The organism is Pilosibacter sp. YYHA0881 (assembly GCF_051602715.1).
Taxonomy (GTDB): domain Bacteria; phylum Bacillota; class Clostridia; order Lachnospirales; family Lachnospiraceae; genus Alitiscatomonas; species Alitiscatomonas aceti.
In genome coordinates this window covers 860,234-884,041 of record NZ_CP175657.1, presented here as the reverse complement: position 1 = coordinate 884,041, position 23,808 = coordinate 860,234, and the positions used below count along the sequence as shown (strand labels likewise).

Sequence of the window (23,808 nt, the reverse complement as noted above, 5' to 3'; positions counted from 1 at the left end):
ATGAGAGAACGGATCAACCGCCTCGCGCGAGGGATTGTGGATGCGGAGCTGCCGAAGCTGTTTCTTTCTCCGGTGAAGGTGGAGGAAACGCTGGGCAGCGATACCATATATAAACGAGAGCTGTACCTTTCCAGTGAAAATAATCTTTCTATCAAGGGGCTGGCCTACTCCACCCATTCCAGGGTGAGGATCGCCTCCCGGTCCTTCGGCGGCCTGAGAAACCATATTGTGTACGAGGTGGATACCTCCTGGTGCGAAAACGGGGATGTGATCCGCGGAACCATCAATCTGGTGACCAACGGCGGAGAGCTGGAGGTCCCCTTCCTTTTTTGTGTGGAAACCACAGCCTCCATCCGGGTCCTCTCCACCCTGCATACGGTGGAGGATTTTGTGGATCTGGCCCAGAAGGATATGGATCTGGCTCTGCGGCTCATGGAATATAAGGATTTTACGGACGCACCCTTCCTCCAGGACCTGCGGGTACGGGCAGTCTTTGACGGGATCCGAGGCCATGGAAACCGGCAGAACGCCCTGGAGGAGTTTTTCCTGGGGCTGGGAGTGAAGGAGCCGGTGGAGCTGACTCTTTCAGCCGCATCCAAAACGTATGATAATCCGAAAAAACAGGTGAGCGACCGGATCGTCCTCCAGAAAAATGGCTGGGGCTATGTATATATGGAGGTGAAGGCTGACGGGGATTTCATTGAGCTTTCCCAGAAGACCGTGACCCAGGCAGACTTTACGGACGGCCGCTTTGACCTGGCTTTTAAGATCCATCCGGAGCGGCTGCACAGGGGAAAGAACCTGGGGGCCATCCGGTTTTTGACGGTCCACGGAGAAACGGCGGTCCGGATCACGGCCACAGCTGGAAATGAGCTGGGAGCGGCAGCCAGGGACCGGGAGATCACCCGGTCCAGCATAGCCCGGTATCTGACGCTCCGGGAGGAGTATGAAAGCGGGAAAAATGATCCGGCAAAGGTTTTAACGAAGCTCCAGAGGGAGCTGGACGCCATCCGCGGGGCCTGCGGCAGCTCTCTGCTCCACTCCCTGTTCCAGGCGGAGACGTATCTGGATGCGGGACGGCCGGATCAGGCGGCCCTGTGTCTGGACAGCTGCCGGGACCAGATCGCGGCAGAGGAGGAGAGGACCGGGACCCTGTACTGCTTTTACCAGTACCTCCAGTACCGGGTGAACCCCGATGAGACCAGGAGGGATGCGGTGCTGCGGCTTTTGAGAAAGAAGCTGGATAAGCGGAAGGGACGGTTTTATTTACAGCTCCTGCTTTTAAAGATGGAGCCGGAGCTGTTTGAGGAGGGCCCGGCGCTGTTTGACAGCTTCAAGACCCAGTACAGGAACGGATGCCACAGTCCCTTCCTGTATATTGAGGCCTGCCGGCTTCTGGAAAAGGATCCGGCCCTTCTGGTGAATATGGAGCCCTTTGAGATCCATGCTCTGTATTACGGTGTGACCCATGGCATGATAGGAGAGGCGCTGGCCCTGCGGGCCGCGTCCCTGGCCTCTGGGGTGAAATTTTTCCACCGGCTTTACTACCGGCTCCTGGCGGCCCTTTATGAGAAATATCCGGAGAAAGAGATCCTGACGGCGGTGTGCTGTCTGCTGATCAAGGGCAATATGCGCACGGCTGCCTGCTTCCCCTGGTATGAAAAGGGGATCAGGGAGGAGATCAGCCTCACCAGGATCTATGAATATTACCTGTATTCCCTGCCGGCCTCCTATGACCAGATGCTGCCGAAGCAGGTGCTCCTGTATTTTTCTTATGAGCACAGCCACATGGACCGCCGCAGCCGTTCCGTGCTCTACGCCAACGTTCTGACGTATTTAAAGCCCGGAGACAGGCTTTATAAGGCCTATGAGCGGGAAATGGAAAAGTTTGCCATGGAGCAGCTTTTTGAGGGGCGGATCGACCGCTTTCTGGCGGTGATCTACCGGCACATGATCTACCGGGATATCATCGACGCCCAGGTGGCAAGGGTACTGCCGGGGATCTTAAGGGCCAACCGGATCTGCTGCCAGGATGCGTCCATGAAATATGTGGTGGTGGGCAGCGCCCTTCTGGAGGGAGAGGATGCCTATCCCTTAAACGACGGGACGGCGTATGTGCCCTTATATTTTGACGATTGTGTGCTCCTGTTCCAGGATGTGTATGGAAACCGGTATATGGACGTTCCCTATACAAAAGAGCCGGTGTTGGAGGAACGGGAGCTGGAGGAACGGTGCTTTGAAATGTTCCCGGACCACCCCATGCTGAAAATGCGGGCCTGCCTTGGGATCATGGAAAAAGAGGAGATAGACGGAGACGGGATCCGCGTACTCCAGGATGCCCTGGATTCTCTTCCGGTGAAGGAGCTGTACCAGCAGAAAATGCTCACCCGGATCATCGCCTATTATAATGACCCGGCAAGGAACGGTGAGGAGGCCATGAACGAAGAGGGAGGAGCCTATCTTCTCCGGCTGGACAAAAAACGCCTGTCCCGGATGGAACGGGTGGGGATCTGTGAAACGCTGATCAGCCAGGATCTTTATAAGGAAGCCTATGATATGATCCGTGAATTCGGAGAAGAGGGCCTGAAGATCAAACGGCTTTTAAAGCTGTGCACAAAGCTGATCTCACAGAATCTGGCGGAGACGGACGACCTGCTTTTACATATGGCCAGGAGGATCTTCCTGTCCGGAAAAGGCGACGGCGTGATCCTGGATTATCTGTGCAGATACTTCAACGGTGCCAACAGCGATATGTACCGGATCCTGGTACAGGCGGTCCGGGAGCATACAGAAACCTATGATATGGAGGAACGGCTCCTGGCCCAGCTTCTGTTCACCGGAAGCGATAAACACCTGGATACGGTATTCGATCTTTATGCCGGAAGGAAAAAGACCAGCGATGCCATTGTAAAGGCATATTTTACCATCCGCTGCGTGGATTATTTCTTAAAGGACCAGACGCCGGGGGACCGGGTGTTTGCCTATCTGGAGGGGGCCATCAACGGAAGCCAGGAGATCCGGAAGCTGCCGGAGATCTATCTGATGGCCATGACAAAATATTACGCCGGTCTGCCGTCCCTGGAGAAGGAGCAGCAGCAGGTATGCCGCCGGTGTATGGCCGTCCTGCTGGACCAGGGGATGATTTTTGCATATTTTAAGGATCTGGCTCCCTATGTGGACCTTCCGGGAGAACTGCTGGATAAGGAGATCGTGGAGTACCGCGGCGCGCCGGAGGGACGTCCGGTGCTCATGGTCCGTGTTCTTCCCGATGAGGAGGAGTTCCATGAGGAAGAGCTGAAGCCGGTGTATAAGGGGATCTATGTGCGCCAGAAGCTTCTGTTCGAGGGCGAGGTCATGGAATATACCATAAGCGAATATGAGAATGGGGAGCCGGTGGAAAAGGCAAGCGGCAGGATCTCCTGCCGGGAAGCGGCCGCCGGGGACCGGGGAAATCGTTTTTCCGCCCTCAATACCATGGGACTCTGTCTGGCTATGAAGGACGACCGGAGGCTTAAGGAGGCCATGGTGCGGTATGTGACAGAAAGCCAGGCGGCAAAAGAGCTGTTCCCGCTGGCGGAGTAAGAGGAAAATGAAATGGACAAACTGATAATCGGAATCGACCTGTGCGATGCCTATACCCAGGCGGCGGTGGCCGGACGGGATGAGACCTGGGTGATCCCCACGGTCATCTGCCGGAAAAAAACAGACGGCGGGTGGTACGTGGGCGAGGAAGCGTATAAATATACACTGATGGGCGAGGGCGTGATCGTGGACAAGCTCTTAAGCCTGGCTGTAAAGGATGGGACCGCCACCATCTCGTCGGTGAAATACCAGGGAGCAGAGCTTTTAAGGATGTATATGGAACGGATCCTGGCCATGATCCGGGCGGAATATCCGGGTGTGCCGGTGGCCCAGCTGGTGATCTCCCTGGAAAATATGGAAATGAAGCTGATGGACTGTCTTATGGGCTGTGCAGACGCTCTGGGGATCTCCAGGGATCTGGTCCACATTGCCAGCCATACGGAGTGCTTCGTTTACTACGTTCTGAGCCAGAAGCGGGACGTATGGGGCGGCCAGGTGGGGATGTTTTCCCTGTCGGATGAGGCACTGCGGTATTATGAGCTGAAGGTGGTCCAGGGGCCGAGGCAGATGACGGCCTGGGCGGAGCACGAGGATCTGGAGGAGGGCTTCAGCCTTAATGTGCTGGATTCGCCCTCCGGAGCCAGGATGGCCGATCAGATCCTCTGTGCCTGCGGGGAACGGCTTCTCCAGAAAAAGCTGTATTCCTCAATTTTTTTAACGGGAAAGGGCTTTGGAAGGACTGACTGGGCTCCAGAATTTATGAAGCAGGTGTGCCACCGGAGACGGGTGTTTGCGGAGCCATCCCTTTTTGCCCGGGGAGCGGCCTTAAAGGCCGGGGACTATCTGGAGGAGAGATCCTCCTATCCCTTTGTATGTCTGTGTGAGGGAAAATTAAGATCCACGGTGGCTATGGAGGTCATGAAGCGGGACAGCCGGATCCAGATCGCCCTGGCCTCCGCCGGAGAGAGCTGGTATGAGGCCAGGAGCGTTCTGGAGGTGATCCTGGACGGTCAGGAGGAGATCGAGCTGATCATCACATCGCCCCAGAATCCCAAGCAGAAGAGGCTGGTCCGGATCCCGCTGGAGGGCTTTCCCAAACGTCCTCCAAAGACCACCAGGGTGCGGATCGCCGTGGGCTTTCTGGATGAAAGGACCATGGTGGTGAAGATCGTGGACCGGGGCTTTGGAGAGCTGTTCCCGAAAACAGACGCTGAGATCCGTCAGGAGGTGAGAGTATGAGCCTGATCCTGTGCCGTCAGGAACCGGTGACATCCCCCTATTTTGTCGAGGAGCTGGGGGTCCATCTGTATTCCTCCCAGGAACTGAATTACGTGATCTATCATCATCCTCTCCTGGTGATGGAGGATTTTGTGAACGAGCGCCTGGCGGCATTTTTACGGACTGAGCTGAGGCTTCCGTTCCTGGCGGAGCGGATCCAGAAGTGGATCCAGAGCCGGGGGCCGTCGGATGAGCTTCTGTTCTTGATCCTCCAGGACTGCGCTTTCTATACCCAGGCAGAGCAGGCGGCCTACCGGCAGAAGGTGGCGGGCCTTAGGAAGCTGTCCTCCCATGAATATGAAAAGAAAAGGGCCGATTACTTTTACAGCCTGGGGCTTTACGGCCGGTCGGCCTCCATGTACAAACGGATCCTGGACAATGGGGAAGGCAGGAGCTTATCCCATGAATTCAGGGGAAAGGTCTGGAACAACCTGGGAGCCTGCTATGGGGAGCTGTTCTCTTTCCAGAAGGCCATGGACGCCTATGTCTGCGCCTGGAATGAAAAGCCAGAGGCCGCGTATCTGAAGGGGATGTATTTCCTTACAAAGCTGGATCCGGAGCTTTCCATGAAGGACCGGTGCCGGGAGCTTCTGGCTTCCCAGGATACAGAGGGCTGGGACCGGGAGTTTAACGAGGCTCTGGTCAGGGCCGGACAGACGGGACCTGCGGTACGGCTCCAGGAAATTTTCGACAGGGATCCGGAAAAAAGGCTGGAGGGAGCCGCAAAGGTACTGAACCAGTGGAAGCTGGAATACAGGAAGATGCTGTAAAAATACCATAAGGCCCTTGACAAGGAGAAAAGATTCCACTATATTATTGGGTATATGAAAAAGCTGGGAAGAAGAGGAGTACGTACCAGGCGCCAGCAGAGAGGACTGTCCGCAGGCTGAAAGACAGGCCGGGAATGCAGGTACGGAAGGTAGCTTTGGAGCTGAAGCGGTGAGGGGCGAATGCCTGTCCAGCCGTTTCCGGGTGGTTTCCGTTATGGACCGGAAAGATCGCCGCAGCTGCGGTGAATAAAGGTGGTAACGCGGTATTTCGCCCTTTGCATTTGCAGAGGGCGTTTTCTTTTTAAGGAGAATTCTATGATTCGTTTAAGGCCATATAAACCGGGAGACGCCTGGAACCTTTTGGAATGGTGGGAAAACGCCGGTGAGGAAGATTTTTTAATGTGGAGCTGCGGGGAATTTTCATATCCCCTGACCATCGAAGAGCTGGACGGATACTTTGCCCGGTGGTGTCTGCAGGAGACCGACGGCTGGCCGATGACGGCCCTGGATGAAAAGGGAACGCCTGTGGGCCATTTCCTGGTCAGAAAGGCGGATTATGAAGATGCCGAAGCCCGGGTGGGATTTATCGTGACTGCCCCGGAGATCCGGGGAAAGGGCCTGGGAAAGGAATTTGCCGGCCAGATCCTGCGGTATGTATTCCAGGTGCTGGGGATGAAAAAGGCGTCCCTGGCGGTGTTCGATAAAAATACCCAGGCAAAGGCCTGCTATGAGGCCGCAGGCTTTAAGACCGTTTCCCACATACCAGATCATCTGGAGTATAAGGGAACCGTATACGGCGCATACGAAATGGAGGCGTATTCCAATGAATAAGCCCCAGGGCGGCTGCGAAAGCTGCGCGTTTTACGCCTATGATGAGGAATATGAGTATTACGTCTGTGAGGCAGATCTGGATGAGGATGAGATGTCCGCATTTCTGCGGGGCTCGGATTTTTCCTGCCCGTTTTACCAGCCCGGCGATGAGTACCGGGTGGTAAGAAAACAGATGTAGGGATACAAAAGAGATGGAACATAAAGGAGAGGAGCAGTTATGAAAGAACTGGAAAAGACCTATAATCCGGCGGCCATTGAGGACCGTCTGTACCAGAAATGGCTGGACAATAAATATTTCCATGCCGATGCAGAGAGAGGAAAGAGGGAAGGGAAGAAGCCCTTTACCATCGTAATGCCTCCGCCCAATATCACAGGCCAGCTCCATATGGGCCACGCCCTGGACAACACCATGCAGGACATCCTGATCCGCTATAAGAGGATGCAGGGCTACGAGGCCCTTTGGCAGCCGGGTACGGACCATGCGGCCATTGCCACAGAGGTCAAGGTCATCGATAAGCTGAAAAAGGAAGGCATCGACAAGAACGACCTGGGCCGGGAGGGCTTTTTAAAGGAGGCCTGGAAGTGGAAGGACGAGTATGGCAGCCGCATCATCCGCCAGCTCCATAAAATGGGCTCCTCCGCCGACTGGGACCGGGAGCGGTTCACCATGGACGAGGGCTGCTCGGACGCGGTATTAGAGGTGTTCACAAGACTTTACGAAAAAGGCTATATCTATAAGGGCTCCAGGATCATCAACTGGTGTCCCGTATGTAAGACGTCCATCTCCGACGCGGAGGTGAACCACGAGGAGCAGGACGGCTTCTTCTGGCATATCAATTACCCCATCGTGGGCGAGGAAGGACGCTTTGTGGAGATCGCCACCACCCGTCCGGAGACCATGCTGGGAGATACGGCTGTGGCTGTGAACCCGGAGGATGAAAGATATAAGGACCTGATCGGCAAGATGTTAAAGCTGCCGTTAACGGACCGGGAGATCCCGGTGGTGGCCGATGAATACGTGGACAAGGAGTTCGGGACTGGCTGTGTGAAGATCACACCGGCCCATGATCCCAACGACTTTGAGGTGGGAAAGCGCCATAACCTGGAAGAGATCTGCATCATGAATGACGACGCCACCATAAACGTTCCCGGAAAATATTTCGGCATGGACCGTTATGAGGCAAGAAAGGCTATGGTGGAGGATCTGAAGGAGCAGGACCTTCTGGTGAAGGTGGTCCCCCACTCCCATAACGTGGGGACCCATGACCGCTGCGGCACCACAGTAGAGCCCATGGTAAAGCCCCAGTGGTTCGTGCGCATGGACGAAATGGCAAAGCCGGCCATTGAGGCGTTAAAGACCGGAAAGCTGAAATTCGTTCCGGAGAGCTTTGGAAAAACGTATCTCCACTGGCTGGAGGGGATCCGCGACTGGTGCATCTCCAGGCAGCTCTGGTGGGGACACCGGATCCCGGCCTACTACTGCCAGGAGTGCGGCGAGATGGTGGTGGCGAAATCCATGCCGGAAAAATGCCCGAAATGCGGCTGCACCCACTTAAAGCAGGATGAGGATACCCTGGATACCTGGTTCTCCTCTGCTCTCTGGCCCTTCTCTACCTTAGGCTGGCCGGAAAAGACAGAGGAGATGGAGTACTTCTATCCCACAAACGTTCTGGTGACCGGCTACGACATCATCTTCTTCTGGGTGATCCGTATGGTATTCTCCGGCCTGGAGCAGACGGGAGAATGTCCCTTTGACACAGTGCTGATCCATGGACTGGTGCGGGATTCCCAGGGACGGAAGATGAGCAAGTCCTTAGGAAACGGCATCGATCCCTTAGAGGTCATCGACAAATACGGCGCCGATGCCCTCCGCATGACCTTAATGACCGGAAACGCGCCGGGCAATGATATGCGTTTTTACTGGGAGCGGGTGGAGGCCAGCAGAAACTTCGCCAATAAGGTATGGAACGCCAGCCGCTTCATTATGATGAATATTGAAAAGGCTCCGGTCCTGGACGCACAGCCGGCGGATCTGACCATGGCCGATAAGTGGATCCTTTCCAAGGCCAACAGCCTGGTGAAGGAAGTCACTGAAAACATGGATAAGTTCGAGCTGGGCATCGCCCTCCAGAAGGTCTATGACTTTATCTGGGAGGAATTCTGCGACTGGTACATCGAGATGGTGAAGCCACGTCTCTGGGATGATAACGATACCACCAAGGCTGCGGCCATCTGGACCTTACGGACGGTGCTCATGGATTCCTTAAAGCTCCTGCACCCGTTCATGCCCTTTATCACAGAGGAGATCTTCTGCAACCTGCAGGAGGAGGAGCCGTCCATCATGATCTCTTCCTGGCCGGTCTACAAGGAGGAAAGGAACTTTGGTCCCGAGGAGCATGCCGTGGAGATCATCAAGGGAGCCGTGAGGGCGATCCGGAACGTGCGTACCTCCATGAACGTTCCGCCCAGCAAAAAGGCCAAGGTATTCGTGGTTTCTGAGGACCAGGAGGTACGGGAGATCTTTGAGCACAGTAAGGTATTCTTCGGGACCCTGGGTTATGCCAGCGAGGTAGCGATCCAGGCAGATAAGAACGGCATTGCTGAGGACGCCGTATCCGCAGTAGCTCCCCAGGCGGCCATTTATATGCCGTTTGCAGAGCTGGTGGACATCGAGAAGGAAGTAGAGCGTCTGAAAAAAGAGGAGGAGCGCCTGGCAAAGGAGCTTGCCCGGGTAAACGGAATGTTAAATAACGAGAAATTCGTTTCCAGAGCGCCCCAGGCCAAGATCGATGAGGAGAAGGCGAAGCTTTCCAAATATACCCAGATGATGGACCAGGTAAAGGAGCGTCTGGGCCAGCTTGTAAAATAAAAAAATTCCAGAGATCACCAGACTGCCGCAGGCTGTCGAAACAGAACGATGGGTTCTGCTTGCAGGCAGTCTGGATTTCTAGTATGATGGGAGGTACAGGCGGTATGAAAAGGAAACAGAAAGAAACGGCAGAACAGTACCTGGAACGGATCCCGTCCTTTGCGAAAAAAAAGAGCGGGATGGAGGATGTGAGGGCATTTCTGGAGCTTCTTGGAAGCCCGGACAGGGGAATGAAGATCTTCCATGTGGCCGGGACCAACGGAAAGGGCTCTGTGTGCGCCTTTCTGTCCTCGGCCTTAAAAGAGGCCGGGCTTTGCTGCGGAGCCTTTACCTCGCCCCATCTTTCGGATATCCGGGAACGGTTTCTGATCCAGGGGGAGATGGTCTCACGGGAGGCTTTTGACCAGGCCTTTGAGACCGTATACGGGGCCGCCGGCCAGTGGACCGCCCAGGGGAAGCCGCATCCCACGTATTTTGAGTTTCTTTTTTATATGGGGATGGTGCTGTTTTCCAGAGCCGGGACGGAGGTCCTGGTGCTGGAGACCGGTATGGGAGGCCTTTACGATGTGACAAATGTGGTGGAACATCCCCTGGTCTCTGTGATCACGTCTGTGAGCATCGACCATACGGCCTTTCTGGGCCATACGGCCGGTGAGATCGCAGTACATAAGGCAGGGATCATAAAGCCCGGCTGTCCGGCCGTCTATGACGATTCCTGTCCGGAGGCGGAGGCTGTGATCCTTGAAACGGCAGAAAAGAAAGGGAGTCCGGCGTTCCCGGTGGGATGCGTCCCCTTCCGCCTGGAGGGGGAAACGCTGGTCTTCCAGTGGGATTACCTGGGAAAGACAGAGGAATTTACCGTGGGCTTTCCGGCCCCCTACCAGGCAGAGAACGCAGCCCTGGCGGTGACGGCCCTTTCTGTGTCCGGTCTTGGGATCCCGGCAGAAGCCGTGCGCCGGGGCTTAAGGAGCGCCAGATGGCCGGCCAGGATGGAACGCCTGCTTCCCGGGGTCTATCTGGACGGCGCCCATAATGAGGACGGGATCCGGGCCTTTCTGGAGGCGGCCTGTCTTTTAAAGCGGGAACGGAGACCGGAGACCACCAGGCTTTTATTTGCCGTGGCAGCGGACAAGGAGTACGGACGGATGCTGGAAGAGATCGGCCGGAGCCTTCAGCCGGATGAATGTTATCTGACGGCGGCGGATACCTCCAGGGCCCTTTCCGTGGACGGGCTTTTCCAGGCGGCCAGGGAGCGGATGCCGGAAACAGCCAGGATCCGCTGCTTTGAAACTACGAAAAAAGCCTTTGAGGCACTGCTGGCAGACCGGACCGGCCAGGATCTTTCGTTTATTGCAGGATCCCTTTATCTGGCTGGCGAGATCCGGACGGCGGCAGCGGCCTGGATGGAGGAAGAACGATGATCGATTTTGAGGAAGAGATCCAGCGGTTTAAGCCCAGCCTTGAGGTGGAGGCAGTCAGCGACGCCATTATAAAGAGCGATCTGACGGATATGGCAGACATCATGATGGAGATCATGAAGGAGATAAAGGAAAAATAATCTATGGACTATTTGCAGAAGATCCAGTTTGCGGCCAACAGCTACTATAACCGCGGCCTGGAAATGGCGAAGGAAAGAGATCTTTCCGGGGCCGCGCTGTACCTGAAGAGGGCGCTGCAGTTCAACAAATATCATACGGACGCCAGGAATCTCCTGGGACTGATCTTTTATGAGATGGGGGAGACCTCTGATGCGCTGACCCAGTGGGTCATCAGCATCAATCTCCAGCCGGAGAATAACCGGGCGGACCATTATCTGGATGAGGTCCAGAGGAAGCCGGGCCAGCTGGAGATCGCCAGCCAGACCATAAAAAAGTATAACCAGGCGCTGTTCCATGCCCAGGGCGGCAGCGACGACCTGGCGGTCCTGCAGCTGAAGCGGATCGTGGAGGAAAAGCCCAACTTTGTAAAGGCCCATCTGCTCCTGGCCCTTCTTTATATGGAGCACGGGGATCATACAAAGGCGGGAAAGTCCCTTTTTAAGGTCTTACAGATCGATAAGACCAACCAGAAGGCCCAGCGGTACATGGAATATGTGAAATCCAGGACCGGAAAGGCCGATGTGGAAAAGCGGAAGATGAAAAACGCCTTTTCCCACCGGGAGATGCAGGACGATGACGTGATCCTGCCGCCCACCTACAAGGAAAATACCGGCTGGCAGTCCATCATCAACATTGCCATCGGTCTGGTCCTGGGGGCGGTGCTGGTGGTGTTTATGGTGATGCCGGCCAGGGAGCGTTCGCTGAATTATGAGCATAACCAGGAGATGCGGGCCTACGCCGATAAGCTGAACCTGGCCAACCAGAAGGCCGACAGTCTCCAGAAGGAGGCGGACCAGTACCGCCAGGAAAAGGAGGCGGCGGAGGAAAACCTAAGCAGCCTCATGGGCGATTCAGACAGCACCCTGTCCCAGTACGGGACCATGGTACAGATCCTAAACGCCTGGAGGAAGGGAGACATCCAGACGGCAGTACAGCTTTATATCGGCCTGGACCAGAGTAAGATTACCGATGAGAGCATGGCCGGCGTCCTGGGAGAGCTCCAGGCAGAAATGAATGCCAGCGCCCCGGCGGTCTTAGAAAGCCTGGGAGCCCAGAGCACAGCGGCCGGAGATTATGACACGGCCCTTCACTACTACGAAAAATATATGGAGATCAACGATAAGAATCCCCAGATCATCTTCAACATGGCCATGATCTATAAGACCAAAGGCGATGAGGAGACGGCGGACCAGCTGTTCGGCCAGGTGATTATGAACTTTGCCGATTCACCGCTGGCGGAATCGGCCAGGGCAGAGCGGGGATATTAGCGGAGACAGGCGCATGCCTGATGAAAAAGACCTTACAGAAGAAAAGCTGCAGGGTCTTTTTTTATGTCATAGGAAAGGAGACATAGTATGGAACCATCATTTATTTATGAGGCCAAGGGCCGGACCCTGGTGATCCATCTGCCCAGGGAGCTGGACCACCACAACTGCCGGAACCTGAAATATGAGACGGATCTGCTCATGGCAGAAAATTATATTTCCAGGATCCTTTTTGATTTTACAGGGACGGAGTTCATGGACAGCTCTGGTATCGGCATCCTGCTGAACCGGTACAAGGAGATGAAGGCCAGCGGCGGGAAGACCTGTCTTTACGGAGCAGGTCCCCAGGTACTGCGGGTGTTAAAGATCGCCGGGATCCCGGCGCTGATGGAGATGTATGATTCAGAAGAGGCGGCCTTTGGCGGCCAGGGGGTGGAGATGCCATGAAAAAGAGAGAAGTCGTAACCATAAAAATGGACAGTGTATCAGAAAATGAGGAGTTCGCCCGGGTGGCGGTGGCGGTGTTTTTAAGCCGCATGGACCCGACCCTGGAGGAGATCGAGGATGTGAAGACAGCAGTGTCTGAGGCAGTGACCAATGCGGTGATCCACGGCTACCAGGGAGGAGAGGGTACCATTACCCTGGAGGTGTCGGTGGAGGAGGACGTTCTGACGGTGCTGGTCCAGGATGAGGGCGTGGGGATCCGGGATGTGGCAAAGGCCATGGAGCCCATGTACACCACAGCACCGGACGGGGAGCGGTCCGGCATGGGCTTTTCATTTATGGAGGCCTTTATGGATCAGGTGGAGGTGGTGTCCGCCCCAGGCTCCGGCACCACAGTGACCATGAGAAAGAAAATCGGCAGGTGACGCAGATGACAGACACCATGGAGTACATCAGACGGGCACACCAGGGAGATAAAGAAGCCAGGGATGCGCTGGTTACAGAGAACATGGGACTGATCTGGAGCATCGTCCGGCGGTTTGCGGGCCGCGGCTATGAGCTGGAGGACCTGTTCCAGATCGGGAGCATCGGGCTTATGAAGGCCATCGACAAGTTCGATCTGTCCATGGATGTAAAGCTTTCCACCTATGCGGTCCCCATGATCACTGGAGAGATCCGGAGGTTTCTCCGGGACGACGGCATGATCAAGGTGAGCCGTCCCTTAAAGGAGCTGGCCGCAAAGACCGGGGCCGCCAGGGAACGGCTGGAGTTTTCCCTGGGCCGGGAGCCCACCATCGAGGAGCTGGCAAGGGAGGTGGGAGCCAGCCGCGAGGAGGTGGCCGCATCCCTGGAGGCGGGGGCGGAGGTGGAGTCCATTTACCGCCCTGTGGGCCGGGATGATGAAAACGGCGGCTGTCTCATGGACCGGATCGCAGAAAAAAATTCAGAGAATGACCGGGTCTTAAACCGTATGGTCTTAACGGCGCTTTTAAAGGACCTGGGAGAGCAGGAGCAGCAGATCATCTTAAAACGGTATTTTGAGAATAAGACACAGACCGTCATTGCATCGGAGCTGGGTATCTCCCAGGTCCAGGTCTCAAGACTGGAAAAAAAGATCCTGAGGCAGCTAAGGGAGCGGATGCTGGAATAATAAAACAGAGTCTGTGCATACTAGGGATAAAAGGAAAGAAGGAGAGACCAATGAAACACGGACTTCAGATTTTTGCATCGGCAATGTTTTTTGCTGTCATTGTATTTATGGTCTGGTATATGATCTGCGGCATGCAGGGAGCAGAGGAGGGACCGGAGGGGACCCTGGTCTTCCACGAGGACGGGAAGCTGGTGGAGCTTTGAGCGATACGGTCTATATAAAGATATCCCAGAGCACAGAGGTGCATGAGCCGGAGGTAAGGGTAAAGGATATCGCCCAGGTCCACTGCCGGAATAAGGCGGCGGAGGCCAGGATCAAGGCCCTTAAGGTCACATCCTTTAAGGAGCGGGACCGGGAGGCCTCTTATGTGGGGAGTGTCATGGATCTTCTGGAGGAGCTGGAAGGGACTGGCTCCTCCATCCAGATAAACAGTGTCGGGGAAACGGATTTTATCGTTTCATATAATCCACAGATAAAGCGAAGAGCAGCCCTCCAGTGGATGAAAACGGCCTTTGTATCGGCGGTCTCCTTCTGTGGAGCGGCCTTTGCCATCATGACCTTCAATAACGACGCCAATGTCACCGACGTGTTCGGAAATCTTTACCGGCTCATCATGGGGGCAGAGCCCCAGGGGATCACGGTTCTGGAGATCTCGTATTCAGTGGGGCTTTCCCTGGGGATCCTGGTGTTTTTCAACCATTTTGCTTCCTGGAAGATCACCGTGGACCCGACTCCCATTGAAGTGGAGATGCGGCTTTATGAGGAGAACCTGGATAAGGCCCTGATCCAGAATGCCGGAAGGAAGGAGGCGCAGACCGATGTACGGTAAGCTGGCTCTCTGCTTCATCGGACTCAGCTCCGGAGGAGTCATCGCCGCAGGGATTTTTGCCTTTCTGGCCATCATCGGCGTGTTTCCTCGGCTCATCGGAGTGACACACACAAGATGTCATGTGATCCTTTACGAGACCCTGCTGATCCTGGGGGGAACGGCCGGGAACCTTATGGACCTGTTCCATCTGCCCCTGGCAGGAGCCGGAACTGCGTTCCTGGCCCTGTGGGGACTGGCCCTGGGAGTGTTCGTGGGGTGCCTGGTGATGTCCCTGGCAGAGACCTTAAAGGCGCTTCCAGTGCTGGGACGGCGTCTGGGGCTTGCGGTGGGGATCCAGTATCTGATCCTTTCCATTGCCGCCGGGAAATTCGTAGGAGCCATGGTCTATTTTTCCAGAGGATTTGGAGGTAACTGATGGAGATCGAGAAAAAAGAATACGGAACGTACGTCAAGGAGATCACCCCGGTCCACAGCACTGTAAAAAATATGCTACGGGCATTTCTTGCGGGAGGGGCGGTCTGCACCATAGGACAGGCCTGTCTGGGCCTTTACGGCACCATGGGCATGGAGAAGGAGACGGCTGCGGCCTGGACCACCTTAACGCTTATTGCCGCCAGCGTGCTCTTAACGGGCCTTGGACTTTACCAGAGGATCGTGAAATTCGCAGGCGCAGGAGCTCTGGTGCCCATTACAGGCTTTGCCAATTCTGTGGCGGCCGCAGCCATCGAATACCGGGCTGAGGGCCATGTGTTCGGTATCGGCTGTAAGATCTTTACCATCGCCGGTCCGGTGATCCTGTATGGGATCTTTGCCAGCTGGGCCCTGGGACTGGTATACTGGATGGGAGAGGCCCTGGGGCTCCTTCCGCTCTGATCCGGGTACGGAAGCTGGAAAAAAGGATACTGCAAAGGCGGCTGCGGCGCTGCTTTTACGGTATCTTTTTTTGTTTTGGGGAAAGACCGGCAGACGGTAAAGGTAAGGGATCACATAGGATCAGACAGAAATTTCGGGATAACAGATAGGATTTTTTAGGGTTTCTGATATAATAAACGGAGTCCGACGGAGCCGGTCCCGATAAAAACAGTTATTCTGAAGGAGGTTTTTTATGCTCCCTGTGATTGTCTGTGATGATGATTCTTTTACACTCCATACTATTTCCGAGCTGCTAAAGCGATCCATAGAAAGCTGTGGACAGAATGCCAGGATCGCCTGCCTTACCGCTTCGGGCAGGGAACTGCTGGGCTTTATACAGAAAAATCCGGGGACCTATCTCTATTTCCTGGATTTTGATCTGGGCAGGCAGGAGCTGAACGGGATCGATCTGGTCCGGCAGATCTACCAGACCGATCCCCAGGGAAAGATCGTATTTGTGACCAGCCATACAGATAAGGGGATGGAGATCCTGAAAAGCGGCATACAGGCCCTTGGCTTTATTGAAAAGTCCCTGGATCATGAGAAAATGGTCCGTGAATTCAGCCGCTATCTGACGCTTGCCTCGCCCCGGAAGGAGGAGAGAGGATGCAGGCCCTCAATCGAGATCCCGTTAGGGATCGACGAAACAGTGCGGCTGCCCATCGACGATATCTGCTATGTGGATTCTGTGAAAACCGTTGCCCATTCCATCTGCTACCATACCCTCGACGGCTCTGCGGTCACAGTGCGGGACACCATGGATCACGCACAGGAGCTGCTGGGGGACCGCTTTATCAGATGCCACCGCTCCGTACTGGTCAACCAGTCCCATGTGCTTTCCCTGGAGAACGGCATGCTCCGTCTTTCCAATGGCGAAGCGGTCTCCTGTGCTTTTGGAAAGAGAAAGCTGATGGCAGGATACTGCATCAGAAGAAAGGAGTTTTCCGATGGTTGTTGATATCTTTTCAAGCAAGGGTTCCCATATGCCCTTTTCCCGGATGCTGCCGGACGTCCTGGAAGAGCTGGGCATTTTTGCTCTGCATTTTGTCTTTTTATGCGGGATCCTTTTTCTTGTAAAACGTTTCCGATCCAGACTGCTGGCGCTTTCAGCCGCATTCCTGATGCCGTTCTTCCAGCTTTTTTTTGTCTGGAAGGTCAGCATCCATTCGGAAGTATTCCTTTCTGTGGCTCTTGCATTCCTTCTGACCGTCCAGATCCGGCTTCTGGACCTGATCCCATTCCATACGGAGGATCTCCTGTTCCTTTTTGCTGCTTTTCTGTTTCCGGCAAGGCTGTTCAATTCCACCTCCGTCCTGCTGGGGCATCTCTGGCTGTTCTGGCTGATCTTCTGTACATATCATACAGCTGTCAGACTGAGCCTTCACAGCCTCCGGGGGAACCAGTTTTTCTGCTATCTCTCGTTTGTGGTCCTGTCTGTTTCCGCCTATGGATTTTTCCTGGCCATCCATTTTGCCGTTCCCTTTTTCCAGAAGGCCTTTGGAAACCATGCGCTGGCGCTTGTCGCCGTCACAGGGCTGTATCTGCTTTTGGGAGCAGGAGCTGTCTGGCTTTCTGCGCCATCGTTTGGGGGATGCCGTGGAAAGGCTGAATCAGCTCGGGAAAAAATATCCGGCCATAGAATCCTACTATTTTCTATGCTCCGCTCTGATTCTTTCGTTTTGTACAGCCATGTTCCTGCCCTTTTCCATTATGTCCTCCCAGAATATGCTGGTGTTTCTCTTATTTCCGGCCTTATGCCTGGTTTTCCTGGCGATCCAGCTCCTGTTTTTCCGGCTGCTGTTCCGGGTGGCCTTTTATAAAGATTACGCGTCCTTCAGCCAGCTGGAAAAAGAAGGTCTCGCTTCCTATTACCAGAATCTCAGAGGGACCCTTTCGGCGATGCAGGATATCCGCCACGACATTAAAAATATTTTCTTTACTATGGGAAATTTCGTGAATGAAAGTGAAAATCAGGAAATGAAGGACTTTTTCTGGAAAAGGATCTATCCCTATGCCCAGGACACCATCCGCCAGAGCGAGCTGCTTTCCTCCATCTGTCAGTTGCCCTCTGAGCCGCTGCGGGCATTTTTCTTTTTGAAGGTTTCCCAGGCCTTACAGCAGAAGGCATCCATTTCCATGATGGTCCAGGTCCTTCCCGAAGAGTGGCAGGCGGGCATGGATCCCATCGACCTGACCCGTATCCTTGGGATCCTGATGGACAACGCCATTGAGGAAGCTCTTCTGGTCCCTGGAGGTATGATCGAGATCCGCATCACAGGAAAGCCCTATGGCTGCTCCTATACCATCAGAAATTCTGTTACCCGCCAGACCATGCAGAGAGGAGTCCATACAGGAGAAAGTACCAAAGGAAACGGGAGGGGAAGAGGCCTGGCCATCGTCCAGGAACTTTTAGAGGCCTACCGCAACGCCGCATTGAATTCCTGCCTGTTGGAAGACACCTTTATCCAGAGCCTTACATTATCATGGGACCACCCTTTGTCCTGAACATACAGAAATTGTCCTGAACCCGGCCGGCAGTTTCCTTTTCATGACGTCCCTTATACCATTCGGGCCAGATCCCCCAAAGATCTGGCCTTTTGTGTTATGATCGGGCAGATGAAAGGAGACAACGCTTATGAAACAACCAATCTGGAAACCATTTTTCTGCCTGCTGCACCAGGCCAGACTGCCATATTTTTATATCCTGCTCTATACGCTGCTGTCCATATCGGCCAGCCAGCTGTATCTGCTGTTTCCTTCATATACCCAGCAGATCATGCAGGGAAACATAAATCAGACCATGGCCCTCATGGTGGCCGCTGTTGTCCTTGGCCAGGCGTTCGTCACCTCCGTAAACCAGTTTGTGCTGGCAGCTGCCAGTGCGAAGGTGACGTTACGCTTCCGGGAAATGATATGGGGACAGATCCTCCGGCTGCCGGTCCCTTTTTTCGACGGCCAGCCATCCGGGAATCTGATCAGCCGCATCACACAGGATACTTCAAAGCTCAGCGACCTGACAGCCACTCTTCCTGGAAACGTATTATCGTCGCTTTATATGTTTTTTGGAGCCTTTGGGATCCTGTTTTCCTATCACTGGAAGCTGGCCGCCCTGGAAGCCGTTATGATACCGTTTCTGTATGGTCTTGGAGTTTGGCAGGGAAGGATCCAGTTTTCATGGAACCAGAAGATCCAGGAAAAGATCGCAGGGCTTACGGGCCACCTGTCTGAGATCCTGTCCAGTCCGGCTCTTGTAAAAGGCTTTTGTGCAGAAGAATGGGAGACAAAACGGGGATCAGGCTGGATCAGCCAGCTGTTCCAGGCGGATTTTTTCAGATCTCTGATCAATACGCTCCTGCTCCAGCTGAAAAACCTCGCTTCCCTGATCCATACGGCAGCCATGATCGGACTGGGATTGTGGATGATCTCCCGTAAAGAGATCACCATTGACGTATGGGTGGCATTTTACCTATACTCCCAGAATCTTCTGAACTCTTTTTCCAGGATCATGAGTATATGGACCACGGTCAAGTCTGCCCAGGGAGCCGTCCGCCGGATCACGGAGCTTATGGAGGAATCCACAGAAACCTCTGGCTCTTCCGCTGATTCAGGCTTTGTCCAGGGGGATATAAGCTTCCGGGACGTGACGTTTTCCTATGGAGAGAAGCCGGTCCTGGAACATCTTACCTTTACAGCCGCAGAGGGAAAAATGACGGCGCTCATTGGGTCCAGCGGGGCTGGAAAAACCACCGTTTTCCAGCTTCTGGAACGCTTTTATACCCCGGACCGGGGAATGATCCGGATCGGCGGCAGGGATATTTCTTCTTTTCCTCTGGAGGAATGGAGGCGTATGATCGGTTACGCTCCCCAGGCTCCCTTCCTTTTTTCTGGGACGATCCGGGAAAATATCCTTTACGGTGTCCACAGGCCCGTTACAGACCAGGAGCTCTGCCGGGCCATACAGGACTCCTGCTGTGAGGAGTTTATCAGCGCCATGCCCCATGGCCTTATGACACGGCTGGGCGAAAATGGCAGCGGGCTTTCCGGCGGCCAGCGCCAGAGGCTTTCCCTTGCCAGGCTCTTTCTTCAAAATCCCAGGATCCTGCTTCTGGATGAAGTGACTGCAAATCTCGATCCGGAATCAGAATATATGGTAGAGCTGGCCCTGGCCCGTCTTAGAAAAGGGCGGACCACCCTGGTCATCGCCCACAGAAGGTCTGCCGTTAAAGACGCCGATCAGATCATCGTACTGAAAGGACAGGAATCCGGTCCGTCTGTTCCAGAAAGGAGTTTACTATGAAACGAAAAAATGATCAGTCCTGGAAGCCATTGGCCCATATTTTGTCTGCCTGCGGGATCCCATGGATCTGGTATCTGGCCGACTTTATTTTTAGCCTTCTCATTTCCATGGTCACAGTCCGTCTTCCACAGATGACCGGAGCCATTATGCAGGGAGAGATTTTTGATAAGGGACTGCTGGCGGATTATGTGGGGATCACGGTTTTCTCCATGCTGCTTGCCTTTTTTTCCACGGTATTCGGCTCCTGGATCAGCCTTCATACAGACCGGGTCCTTCGGAAAAAAATATGGGAACATTTTTTATATCTTCCCATGACCATATATCAGACGTATAAGCCTTCTTCCCTGATCAGCCGTATCACCCAGGATACCTCCGGAATCAGCTATGGGATCTCCAGCTGCATTGGCGTGCTCACCAATACCTGGACGATTTTCCTTATGCTGAAAAACGTATACCATATGAGTCCACGGATGGTGGCCGCCATGGCTGTGGTCATTCCCTGGCTGATCCTGGTATCCGTTGTGACGGGACGTTTTGCTTTCAGAGCCAGCTGCCGTACCCAGGAGCGGTTTTCTGATTTTACAGCCGTCATTGCGGAGCGGCTTTCCAATATCAGGGGTATCAGGATCCATGGGGAGGAGCTTACAGAATTAGAAAAAGGACGGGAGGCCGCCCGGCGGCAGTATGAGGCAGACCTGTATCAGGCCAGGGTAAACCTTTTTTCCCAGCCGTTTATCTATACCAGTGAAGCCTTCTTAAAGGCCCTTTTCCTGATCTACGGAGGGTTTCTGATCAGCCGGGGAGAACTGGAATCCGGAGAATTTATTACGATTTATATGTATCTGGAAATGCTCCCGGTCTTTGCGATCCAGTATATTTTCGCATACCAGACGCTGAAGGAGACCCAGGGGGCCAGTATGCGGGCTGGACAGCTTCTTCTGGAACCGGCCGAGGATTTACAGAAGGGGGACTCCCTGGAGACGCTGTGCCAGGATATCCGGTTCCAGGACGTTTCTTTCCGTTATGGGGACAGGCCTGTCTTATCCCGTGCTACGTTTACGGTCCCGGCAGGAACCACCACGGCCATCGTGGGCCCCAGCGGCTCGGGGAAAACCACGGTCCTTCAGCTGCTGGAGCGGTTTTTTGTTCCTGATGAAGGCTGTATCTTACTGGGGGAAAAGGAGATCGGGGATTTCCGCTTAAGGGACTGGAGGAGCAGGTTCCGGATGGTCTCCCAGAATTCGCCCCTTCTGTCCGGCTCCCTTTTAAGTAATCTGGTCTATGGCTCCCGCCAGTCGCCCTCTGAAGGGCAGATAGAAGCGGCTGCCAGACAGGCCTGCTCCTACGGATTCATCTGCCAGCTTCCAAAGAAATTCCAGTCGGAGACAGGAGAAATGGGAAACCGTTTTTCTGCTGGGGAGCGGCAGAGGCTTGCACTCACAAGAGCGCTGGCCCAGGATCCCGAGGTGCTTTTGTTGGATGAGGCTGTCTGCCATCTGGATCCTGTCCATGCGTCAGAGGTCCAGGACCATATCCGGGACCAGAGGAAGTGCCGGTCCTGCGTCATCGTCACCCATGATATGAACGCAGCCCGACAGGCTGGACATATCGTTGTTCTGGACCGGGGGACTGTCTGCGGGGAGGGAGATCACGACACCCTGTATGAAACCTGTGGAACATACAGGAGGCTGTATGACCGGCAGCAGGCCGGGAATTGTTAAATAGGAGGAAAAATCACAATGAAAAAACATATCGTTTATAAAACTGAAGGCGTATGCGCCAGTAAAATCGAATTTGATCTGGAAGACGGGCGGGTGTACCATGTACAGTTTCACGGCGGCTGTAAAGGAAATGTCCAGGGGATCGCCAGACTGGCCGATGGACGGGCTCCAGAGGAACTGATCCGTTTATGTAAGGGGATCGACTGCCATAATAATAACTCTTGTCCGCATCAGTTTGCCCTGGCGCTGGAAAAGACACTTCAGGTATAGCTTTTGTTAAAAATGTAAAAATTTTAAGAATTTACTTGATTTATTTGTTGATATTTGCTATATTTATGGAGTGAGGAATGATTATTTGAATAAAAAATTCAAAATGTATAAATTTTTTAAATTATAACAAAGTGCATTGTGTCGCGGCATGCAAATAAAAATGAAAAAGAAAAGGAGAACGAGTATGAGGAAAAAACAGATGCGCAGACTTGCGTCTGCTCTGGCACTGACAATGGCAGCAGGTTTATTTACAGGCTGCGGAAGTCCTGCTCCCAAGGAGGGTGAAAGCGCCTCCGCCGAAACGGAGAAGACCGAAGCCGGAGAGTCCCAGGAAGCTGGAAAGACCGAGGACAGCAGCGCTGCTGCAAAGGATACGCTGATCATCGCCACAGCCAATGAAACACCCAGCATGACCACACATCTGCATAACGCAACGGCGGGAGATTATCTGAATACCATGACCCATGACCGCCTGTTCTCCACCGGAGACGATCTTTCTCCCCAGCCCTCCCTGTGCGAGAGCTACGAAATCGTAAGCGATACGGAGTGGCTGTTCCATTTAAGAAAAGGCGTGAAATTCCATAATGGACAGGAAATGAAGGCCAGAGACGTGAAGGCATCCCTGGATCTCTGTAAGGAATCCCCACAGGTTTCCCAGTACGGCCAGTCCACCGGTACAGTAGAGATCGTGGATGACTATACCATCAAGATCACCACAGACGGGCCCCAGTCCGGCCTCCTTTATGACCTCTGCCACCATGGAAACGCAGTCCTTCCGGCAGATCTGATCGAGAGCGGCCACGACTTCAATAAAGAGCCCATCGGAACCGGCCCATATAAGCTGGTGGAATGGAAGAAGGGCGAGAGCATCGAATACGAGGCCTTTGAGGATTACTGGGGCGGCGTAGCTCCCATCAAGCATGTGATCTGGAAGGTGATCCCGGAGGGCTCTTCCCGTACCATGGCCCTGGAGACCGGAGAGGTGGATCTGGTGGTAGACGTGGAGACCACAGACCTTACCCGTCTTATGGAAGATCCGGATCTGGAAGTGTTCAACGAGGCAGGAACCACCCATCAGTGGATGATGGTCAACAATGAGATCGCTCCCTTTAATAATGCAGATTTCAGAAGAGCCATCGCCTCCGCCATCGATAAAGAGGCTGTGATCCAGGTATCCTTACAGGGAACCGGAAGCGTCAGCGATTCCATGCTTCCCGGCTGCTTCAACGGCGTTACCGACACGGGAGCCATGACCTACGATGTGGAAAAGGCCAAGGAATATTTTGCAGCCTCCGGCCTGGATCCGGCTGACTGCGGCTTCGCTATCATCTGCTCTGACGATATGAAGCTCCGCCAGGGCCAGGTGATCCAGAGCTGTCTGAAGGAAAATCTGGGGATCGAGACCACCCTGGAGTCCATGGACCTGGCCACATATCTGGATGTGACCGCAACGGGAGATTACCAGGCAGCCATTGGAAACTACACAGCCTCCTCTGTTCTGGCATTTTCCCAGGGCGTTTACCACTCCATGTCCATCAACGGCTCCAATAAGACCAGGCTTAACAATCCGGAGATCGACGCCCTGATCGAGAAGGTTCAGGCGACCCTGGATCCGGAGGAGAACGAGAAGGCAGTCACAGAGCTGAGCGACGCGATCAATGAGCTTTGCCCGCAGGCTCCCCTGTTCGTAAGAAACAATATCCGTGCGTATAAGAAGGGCCTGAAGGGCTTCAACATCAACGCAGCAGGATCTACATATTATCACAAAATGAGCTGGGAATAGGAAGTTTCCCAATACAGCCAGACACAGAAAAGAGCCAGCCTTGGGGTGTCCTCCTTGTGGAAGGGCCCCAGGGCTTTTCTATGCCGTTTTCCCTTTGATTCATTACAATAGACTCTGGCTGTAAATTTATTTTTTGTGGTAAAATGAGCGTATAAGTTTTATATGTTGATGGGGCATTTGAAAAACACATCATGTCTGTAATGAAAAGC

Annotated in this window: 23 protein-coding genes; 22 read left to right on the top strand and 1 reads right to left on the bottom strand. The window is 54.1% G+C overall.

Translation table 11 applies throughout. The features are described from left to right. The 17 genes from ACI6NM_RS04255 (at window position 1) to ACI6NM_RS04175 (ending at window position 16,486) form a co-directional block, all read left to right on the top strand. Window positions 1–3,582 (top strand): DUF5717 family protein, encoded by a 3,582-nt coding sequence (locus ACI6NM_RS04255; protein WP_262428016.1) that lies wholly within the window; start codon window positions 1–3, stop codon window positions 3,580–3,582. A 12-nt stretch (window positions 3,583–3,594) separates the two neighbouring features. Further along, window positions 3,595–4,821 carry a DUF5716 family protein gene (locus ACI6NM_RS04250; protein ID WP_022273739.1) on the top strand — a complete coding sequence of 409 codons (1,227 nt, stop codon included), beginning with the start codon at window positions 3,595–3,597 and terminating at the stop codon, window positions 4,819–4,821. Then, entirely contained in the window at window positions 4,818–5,630 is an 813-nt protein-coding gene (locus tag ACI6NM_RS04245) for a hypothetical protein (protein WP_262428015.1), read from the top strand. The genes ACI6NM_RS04250 and ACI6NM_RS04245 overlap by 4 nt, the downstream gene beginning before the upstream one ends. Before the next feature lie 315 nt (window positions 5,631–5,945). Continuing rightward, window positions 5,946–6,461, top strand: coding sequence for a GNAT family N-acetyltransferase (locus ACI6NM_RS04240; protein WP_158358487.1), 516 nt, complete (start codon window positions 5,946–5,948; stop codon window positions 6,459–6,461). Further along, window positions 6,454–6,639: a DUF6472 family protein gene (locus tag ACI6NM_RS04235; protein ID WP_022273742.1), complete on the top strand. Its 186-nt coding sequence runs from the start codon at window positions 6,454–6,456 to the stop codon at window positions 6,637–6,639. The genes ACI6NM_RS04240 and ACI6NM_RS04235 overlap by 8 nt, the downstream gene beginning before the upstream one ends. Window positions 6,640–6,678: 39 nt before the next feature. Next, window positions 6,679–9,330, top strand: a complete 2,652-nt coding sequence (locus ACI6NM_RS04230; protein ID WP_262428014.1) for a valine--tRNA ligase — start codon at window positions 6,679–6,681, stop codon at window positions 9,328–9,330. Window positions 9,331–9,434: 104 nt separating this feature from the next. Further along, on the top strand, window positions 9,435–10,751 hold the full coding sequence (locus tag ACI6NM_RS04225) for a bifunctional folylpolyglutamate synthase/dihydrofolate synthase (RefSeq protein ID WP_262428013.1): 1,317 nt from the start codon (window positions 9,435–9,437) through the stop codon (window positions 10,749–10,751). Beyond that, window positions 10,748–10,888, top strand: a complete 141-nt coding sequence (locus tag ACI6NM_RS04220) for a hypothetical protein (protein ID WP_022273745.1) — start codon at window positions 10,748–10,750, stop codon at window positions 10,886–10,888. The genes ACI6NM_RS04225 and ACI6NM_RS04220 overlap by 4 nt, the downstream gene beginning before the upstream one ends. A 3-nt stretch (window positions 10,889–10,891) precedes the next feature. Beyond that, window positions 10,892–12,196: a tetratricopeptide repeat protein gene (locus ACI6NM_RS04215; RefSeq protein WP_262428012.1), complete on the top strand. Its 1,305-nt coding sequence runs from the start codon at window positions 10,892–10,894 to the stop codon at window positions 12,194–12,196. An 87-nt stretch (window positions 12,197–12,283) separates the two neighbouring features. Next, window positions 12,284–12,640: an STAS domain-containing protein gene (locus tag ACI6NM_RS04210; RefSeq protein WP_262428011.1), complete on the top strand. Its 357-nt coding sequence runs from the start codon at window positions 12,284–12,286 to the stop codon at window positions 12,638–12,640. Then, window positions 12,637–13,062 (top strand): anti-sigma F factor, encoded by a 426-nt coding sequence (gene spoIIAB, locus ACI6NM_RS04205; protein WP_262428010.1) that lies wholly within the window; start codon window positions 12,637–12,639, stop codon window positions 13,060–13,062. Before ACI6NM_RS04210 ends, spoIIAB begins: the two co-directional genes overlap by 4 nt. A 5-nt stretch (window positions 13,063–13,067) precedes the next feature. Next, window positions 13,068–13,787, top strand: a complete 720-nt coding sequence (locus tag ACI6NM_RS04200; RefSeq protein ID WP_262428009.1) for a SigB/SigF/SigG family RNA polymerase sigma factor — start codon at window positions 13,068–13,070, stop codon at window positions 13,785–13,787. Window positions 13,788–13,837: 50 nt separating this feature from the next. Continuing rightward, the gene (locus ACI6NM_RS04195; RefSeq protein WP_022273750.1) at window positions 13,838–13,990 is read left to right on the top strand and encodes a hypothetical protein; all 153 of its coding nucleotides are present in this window, start codon (window positions 13,838–13,840) and stop codon (window positions 13,988–13,990) included. After that, window positions 13,987–14,616, top strand: a complete 630-nt coding sequence (locus tag ACI6NM_RS04190) for a stage V sporulation protein AA (protein ID WP_158358482.1) — start codon at window positions 13,987–13,989, stop codon at window positions 14,614–14,616. Before ACI6NM_RS04195 ends, ACI6NM_RS04190 begins: the two co-directional genes overlap by 4 nt. Beyond that, on the top strand, window positions 14,606–15,031 hold the full coding sequence (locus ACI6NM_RS04185) for a stage V sporulation protein AB (RefSeq protein WP_022273752.1): 426 nt from the start codon (window positions 14,606–14,608) through the stop codon (window positions 15,029–15,031). The genes ACI6NM_RS04190 and ACI6NM_RS04185 overlap by 11 nt, the downstream gene beginning before the upstream one ends. Beyond that, window positions 15,031–15,489, top strand: coding sequence for a SpoVA/SpoVAEb family sporulation membrane protein (locus ACI6NM_RS04180; RefSeq protein WP_262428008.1), 459 nt, complete (start codon window positions 15,031–15,033; stop codon window positions 15,487–15,489). Before ACI6NM_RS04185 ends, ACI6NM_RS04180 begins: the two co-directional genes overlap by 1 nt. 232 nt (window positions 15,490–15,721) lie before the next feature. Beyond that, window positions 15,722–16,486: a LytR/AlgR family response regulator transcription factor gene (locus tag ACI6NM_RS04175; protein WP_262428007.1), complete on the top strand. Its 765-nt coding sequence runs from the start codon at window positions 15,722–15,724 to the stop codon at window positions 16,484–16,486. Between the two features lie 148 nt (window positions 16,487–16,634). On the opposite strand, the gene ACI6NM_RS04170 is transcribed toward ACI6NM_RS04175, so the two are convergent. Next, window positions 16,635–16,772: a hypothetical protein gene (locus ACI6NM_RS04170; RefSeq protein ID WP_262428006.1), complete on the bottom strand. Its 138-nt coding sequence runs from the start codon at window positions 16,770–16,772 to the stop codon at window positions 16,635–16,637. A 352-nt stretch (window positions 16,773–17,124) separates the two neighbouring features. On the opposite strand from ACI6NM_RS04170, the gene ACI6NM_RS04165 reads away from it, so the two are divergent. From ACI6NM_RS04165 to ACI6NM_RS04145, 5 genes are all read left to right on the top strand, one after another. Then, window positions 17,125–18,033 (top strand): GHKL domain-containing protein, encoded by a 909-nt coding sequence (locus tag ACI6NM_RS04165; protein WP_262428005.1) that lies wholly within the window; start codon window positions 17,125–17,127, stop codon window positions 18,031–18,033. Between the two features lie 130 nt (window positions 18,034–18,163). Further along, complete coding sequence (locus ACI6NM_RS04160) at window positions 18,164–19,825, top strand: ABC transporter ATP-binding protein (RefSeq protein WP_262428004.1); 1,662 nt, start codon at window positions 18,164–18,166, stop codon at window positions 19,823–19,825. After that, the gene (locus tag ACI6NM_RS04155; RefSeq protein ID WP_262428003.1) at window positions 19,822–21,546 is read left to right on the top strand and encodes an ABC transporter ATP-binding protein; all 1,725 of its coding nucleotides are present in this window, start codon (window positions 19,822–19,824) and stop codon (window positions 21,544–21,546) included. Before ACI6NM_RS04160 ends, ACI6NM_RS04155 begins: the two co-directional genes overlap by 4 nt. Before the next feature lie 18 nt (window positions 21,547–21,564). Further along, on the top strand, window positions 21,565–21,816 hold the full coding sequence (locus ACI6NM_RS04150) for a TIGR03905 family TSCPD domain-containing protein (RefSeq protein ID WP_158358475.1): 252 nt from the start codon (window positions 21,565–21,567) through the stop codon (window positions 21,814–21,816). Between the two features lie 184 nt (window positions 21,817–22,000). Then, the gene (locus tag ACI6NM_RS04145) at window positions 22,001–23,599 is read left to right on the top strand and encodes an ABC transporter substrate-binding protein (RefSeq protein ID WP_262428002.1); all 1,599 of its coding nucleotides are present in this window, start codon (window positions 22,001–22,003) and stop codon (window positions 23,597–23,599) included. The last annotated feature ends 209 nt before the right edge of the window (window positions 23,600–23,808 follow it).

What these genes read in the sequence shown, in the direction of transcription:
- ACI6NM_RS04255 (WP_262428016.1), top strand. Translation starts at nt 1, where the DNA reads ATGAGAGAACGGATCAACCGCCTCGCGCGAGGGATTGTGGATGCGGAG.
- ACI6NM_RS04250 (WP_022273739.1), top strand. Translation starts at nt 3,595, where the DNA reads ATGGACAAACTGATAATCGGAATCGACCTGTGCGATGCCTATACCCAG.
- ACI6NM_RS04245 (WP_262428015.1), top strand. Translation starts at nt 4,818, where the DNA reads ATGAGCCTGATCCTGTGCCGTCAGGAACCGGTGACATCCCCCTATTTT.
- ACI6NM_RS04240 (WP_158358487.1), top strand. Translation starts at nt 5,946, where the DNA reads ATGATTCGTTTAAGGCCATATAAACCGGGAGACGCCTGGAACCTTTTG.
- ACI6NM_RS04235 (WP_022273742.1), top strand. Translation starts at nt 6,454, where the DNA reads ATGAATAAGCCCCAGGGCGGCTGCGAAAGCTGCGCGTTTTACGCCTAT.
- ACI6NM_RS04230 (WP_262428014.1), top strand. Translation starts at nt 6,679, where the DNA reads ATGAAAGAACTGGAAAAGACCTATAATCCGGCGGCCATTGAGGACCGT.
- ACI6NM_RS04225 (WP_262428013.1), top strand. Translation starts at nt 9,435, where the DNA reads ATGAAAAGGAAACAGAAAGAAACGGCAGAACAGTACCTGGAACGGATC.
- ACI6NM_RS04220 (WP_022273745.1), top strand. Translation starts at nt 10,748, where the DNA reads ATGATCGATTTTGAGGAAGAGATCCAGCGGTTTAAGCCCAGCCTTGAG.
- ACI6NM_RS04215 (WP_262428012.1), top strand. Translation starts at nt 10,892, where the DNA reads ATGGACTATTTGCAGAAGATCCAGTTTGCGGCCAACAGCTACTATAAC.
- ACI6NM_RS04210 (WP_262428011.1), top strand. Translation starts at nt 12,284, where the DNA reads ATGGAACCATCATTTATTTATGAGGCCAAGGGCCGGACCCTGGTGATC.
- spoIIAB (WP_262428010.1), top strand. Translation starts at nt 12,637, where the DNA reads ATGAAAAAGAGAGAAGTCGTAACCATAAAAATGGACAGTGTATCAGAA.
- ACI6NM_RS04200 (WP_262428009.1), top strand. Translation starts at nt 13,068, where the DNA reads ATGACAGACACCATGGAGTACATCAGACGGGCACACCAGGGAGATAAA.
- ACI6NM_RS04195 (WP_022273750.1), top strand. Translation starts at nt 13,838, where the DNA reads ATGAAACACGGACTTCAGATTTTTGCATCGGCAATGTTTTTTGCTGTC.
- ACI6NM_RS04185 (WP_022273752.1), top strand. Translation starts at nt 14,606, where the DNA reads ATGTACGGTAAGCTGGCTCTCTGCTTCATCGGACTCAGCTCCGGAGGA.
- ACI6NM_RS04180 (WP_262428008.1), top strand. Translation starts at nt 15,031, where the DNA reads ATGGAGATCGAGAAAAAAGAATACGGAACGTACGTCAAGGAGATCACC.
- ACI6NM_RS04175 (WP_262428007.1), top strand. Translation starts at nt 15,722, where the DNA reads ATGCTCCCTGTGATTGTCTGTGATGATGATTCTTTTACACTCCATACT.
- ACI6NM_RS04170 (WP_262428006.1), bottom strand. Translation starts at nt 16,772, where the DNA reads ATGGAATGGGATCAGGTCCAGAAGCCGGATCTGGACGGTCAGAAGGAA.
- ACI6NM_RS04160 (WP_262428004.1), top strand. Translation starts at nt 18,164, where the DNA reads ATGAAACAACCAATCTGGAAACCATTTTTCTGCCTGCTGCACCAGGCC.
- ACI6NM_RS04155 (WP_262428003.1), top strand. Translation starts at nt 19,822, where the DNA reads ATGAAACGAAAAAATGATCAGTCCTGGAAGCCATTGGCCCATATTTTG.
- ACI6NM_RS04150 (WP_158358475.1), top strand. Translation starts at nt 21,565, where the DNA reads ATGAAAAAACATATCGTTTATAAAACTGAAGGCGTATGCGCCAGTAAA.
- ACI6NM_RS04145 (WP_262428002.1), top strand. Translation starts at nt 22,001, where the DNA reads ATGAGGAAAAAACAGATGCGCAGACTTGCGTCTGCTCTGGCACTGACA.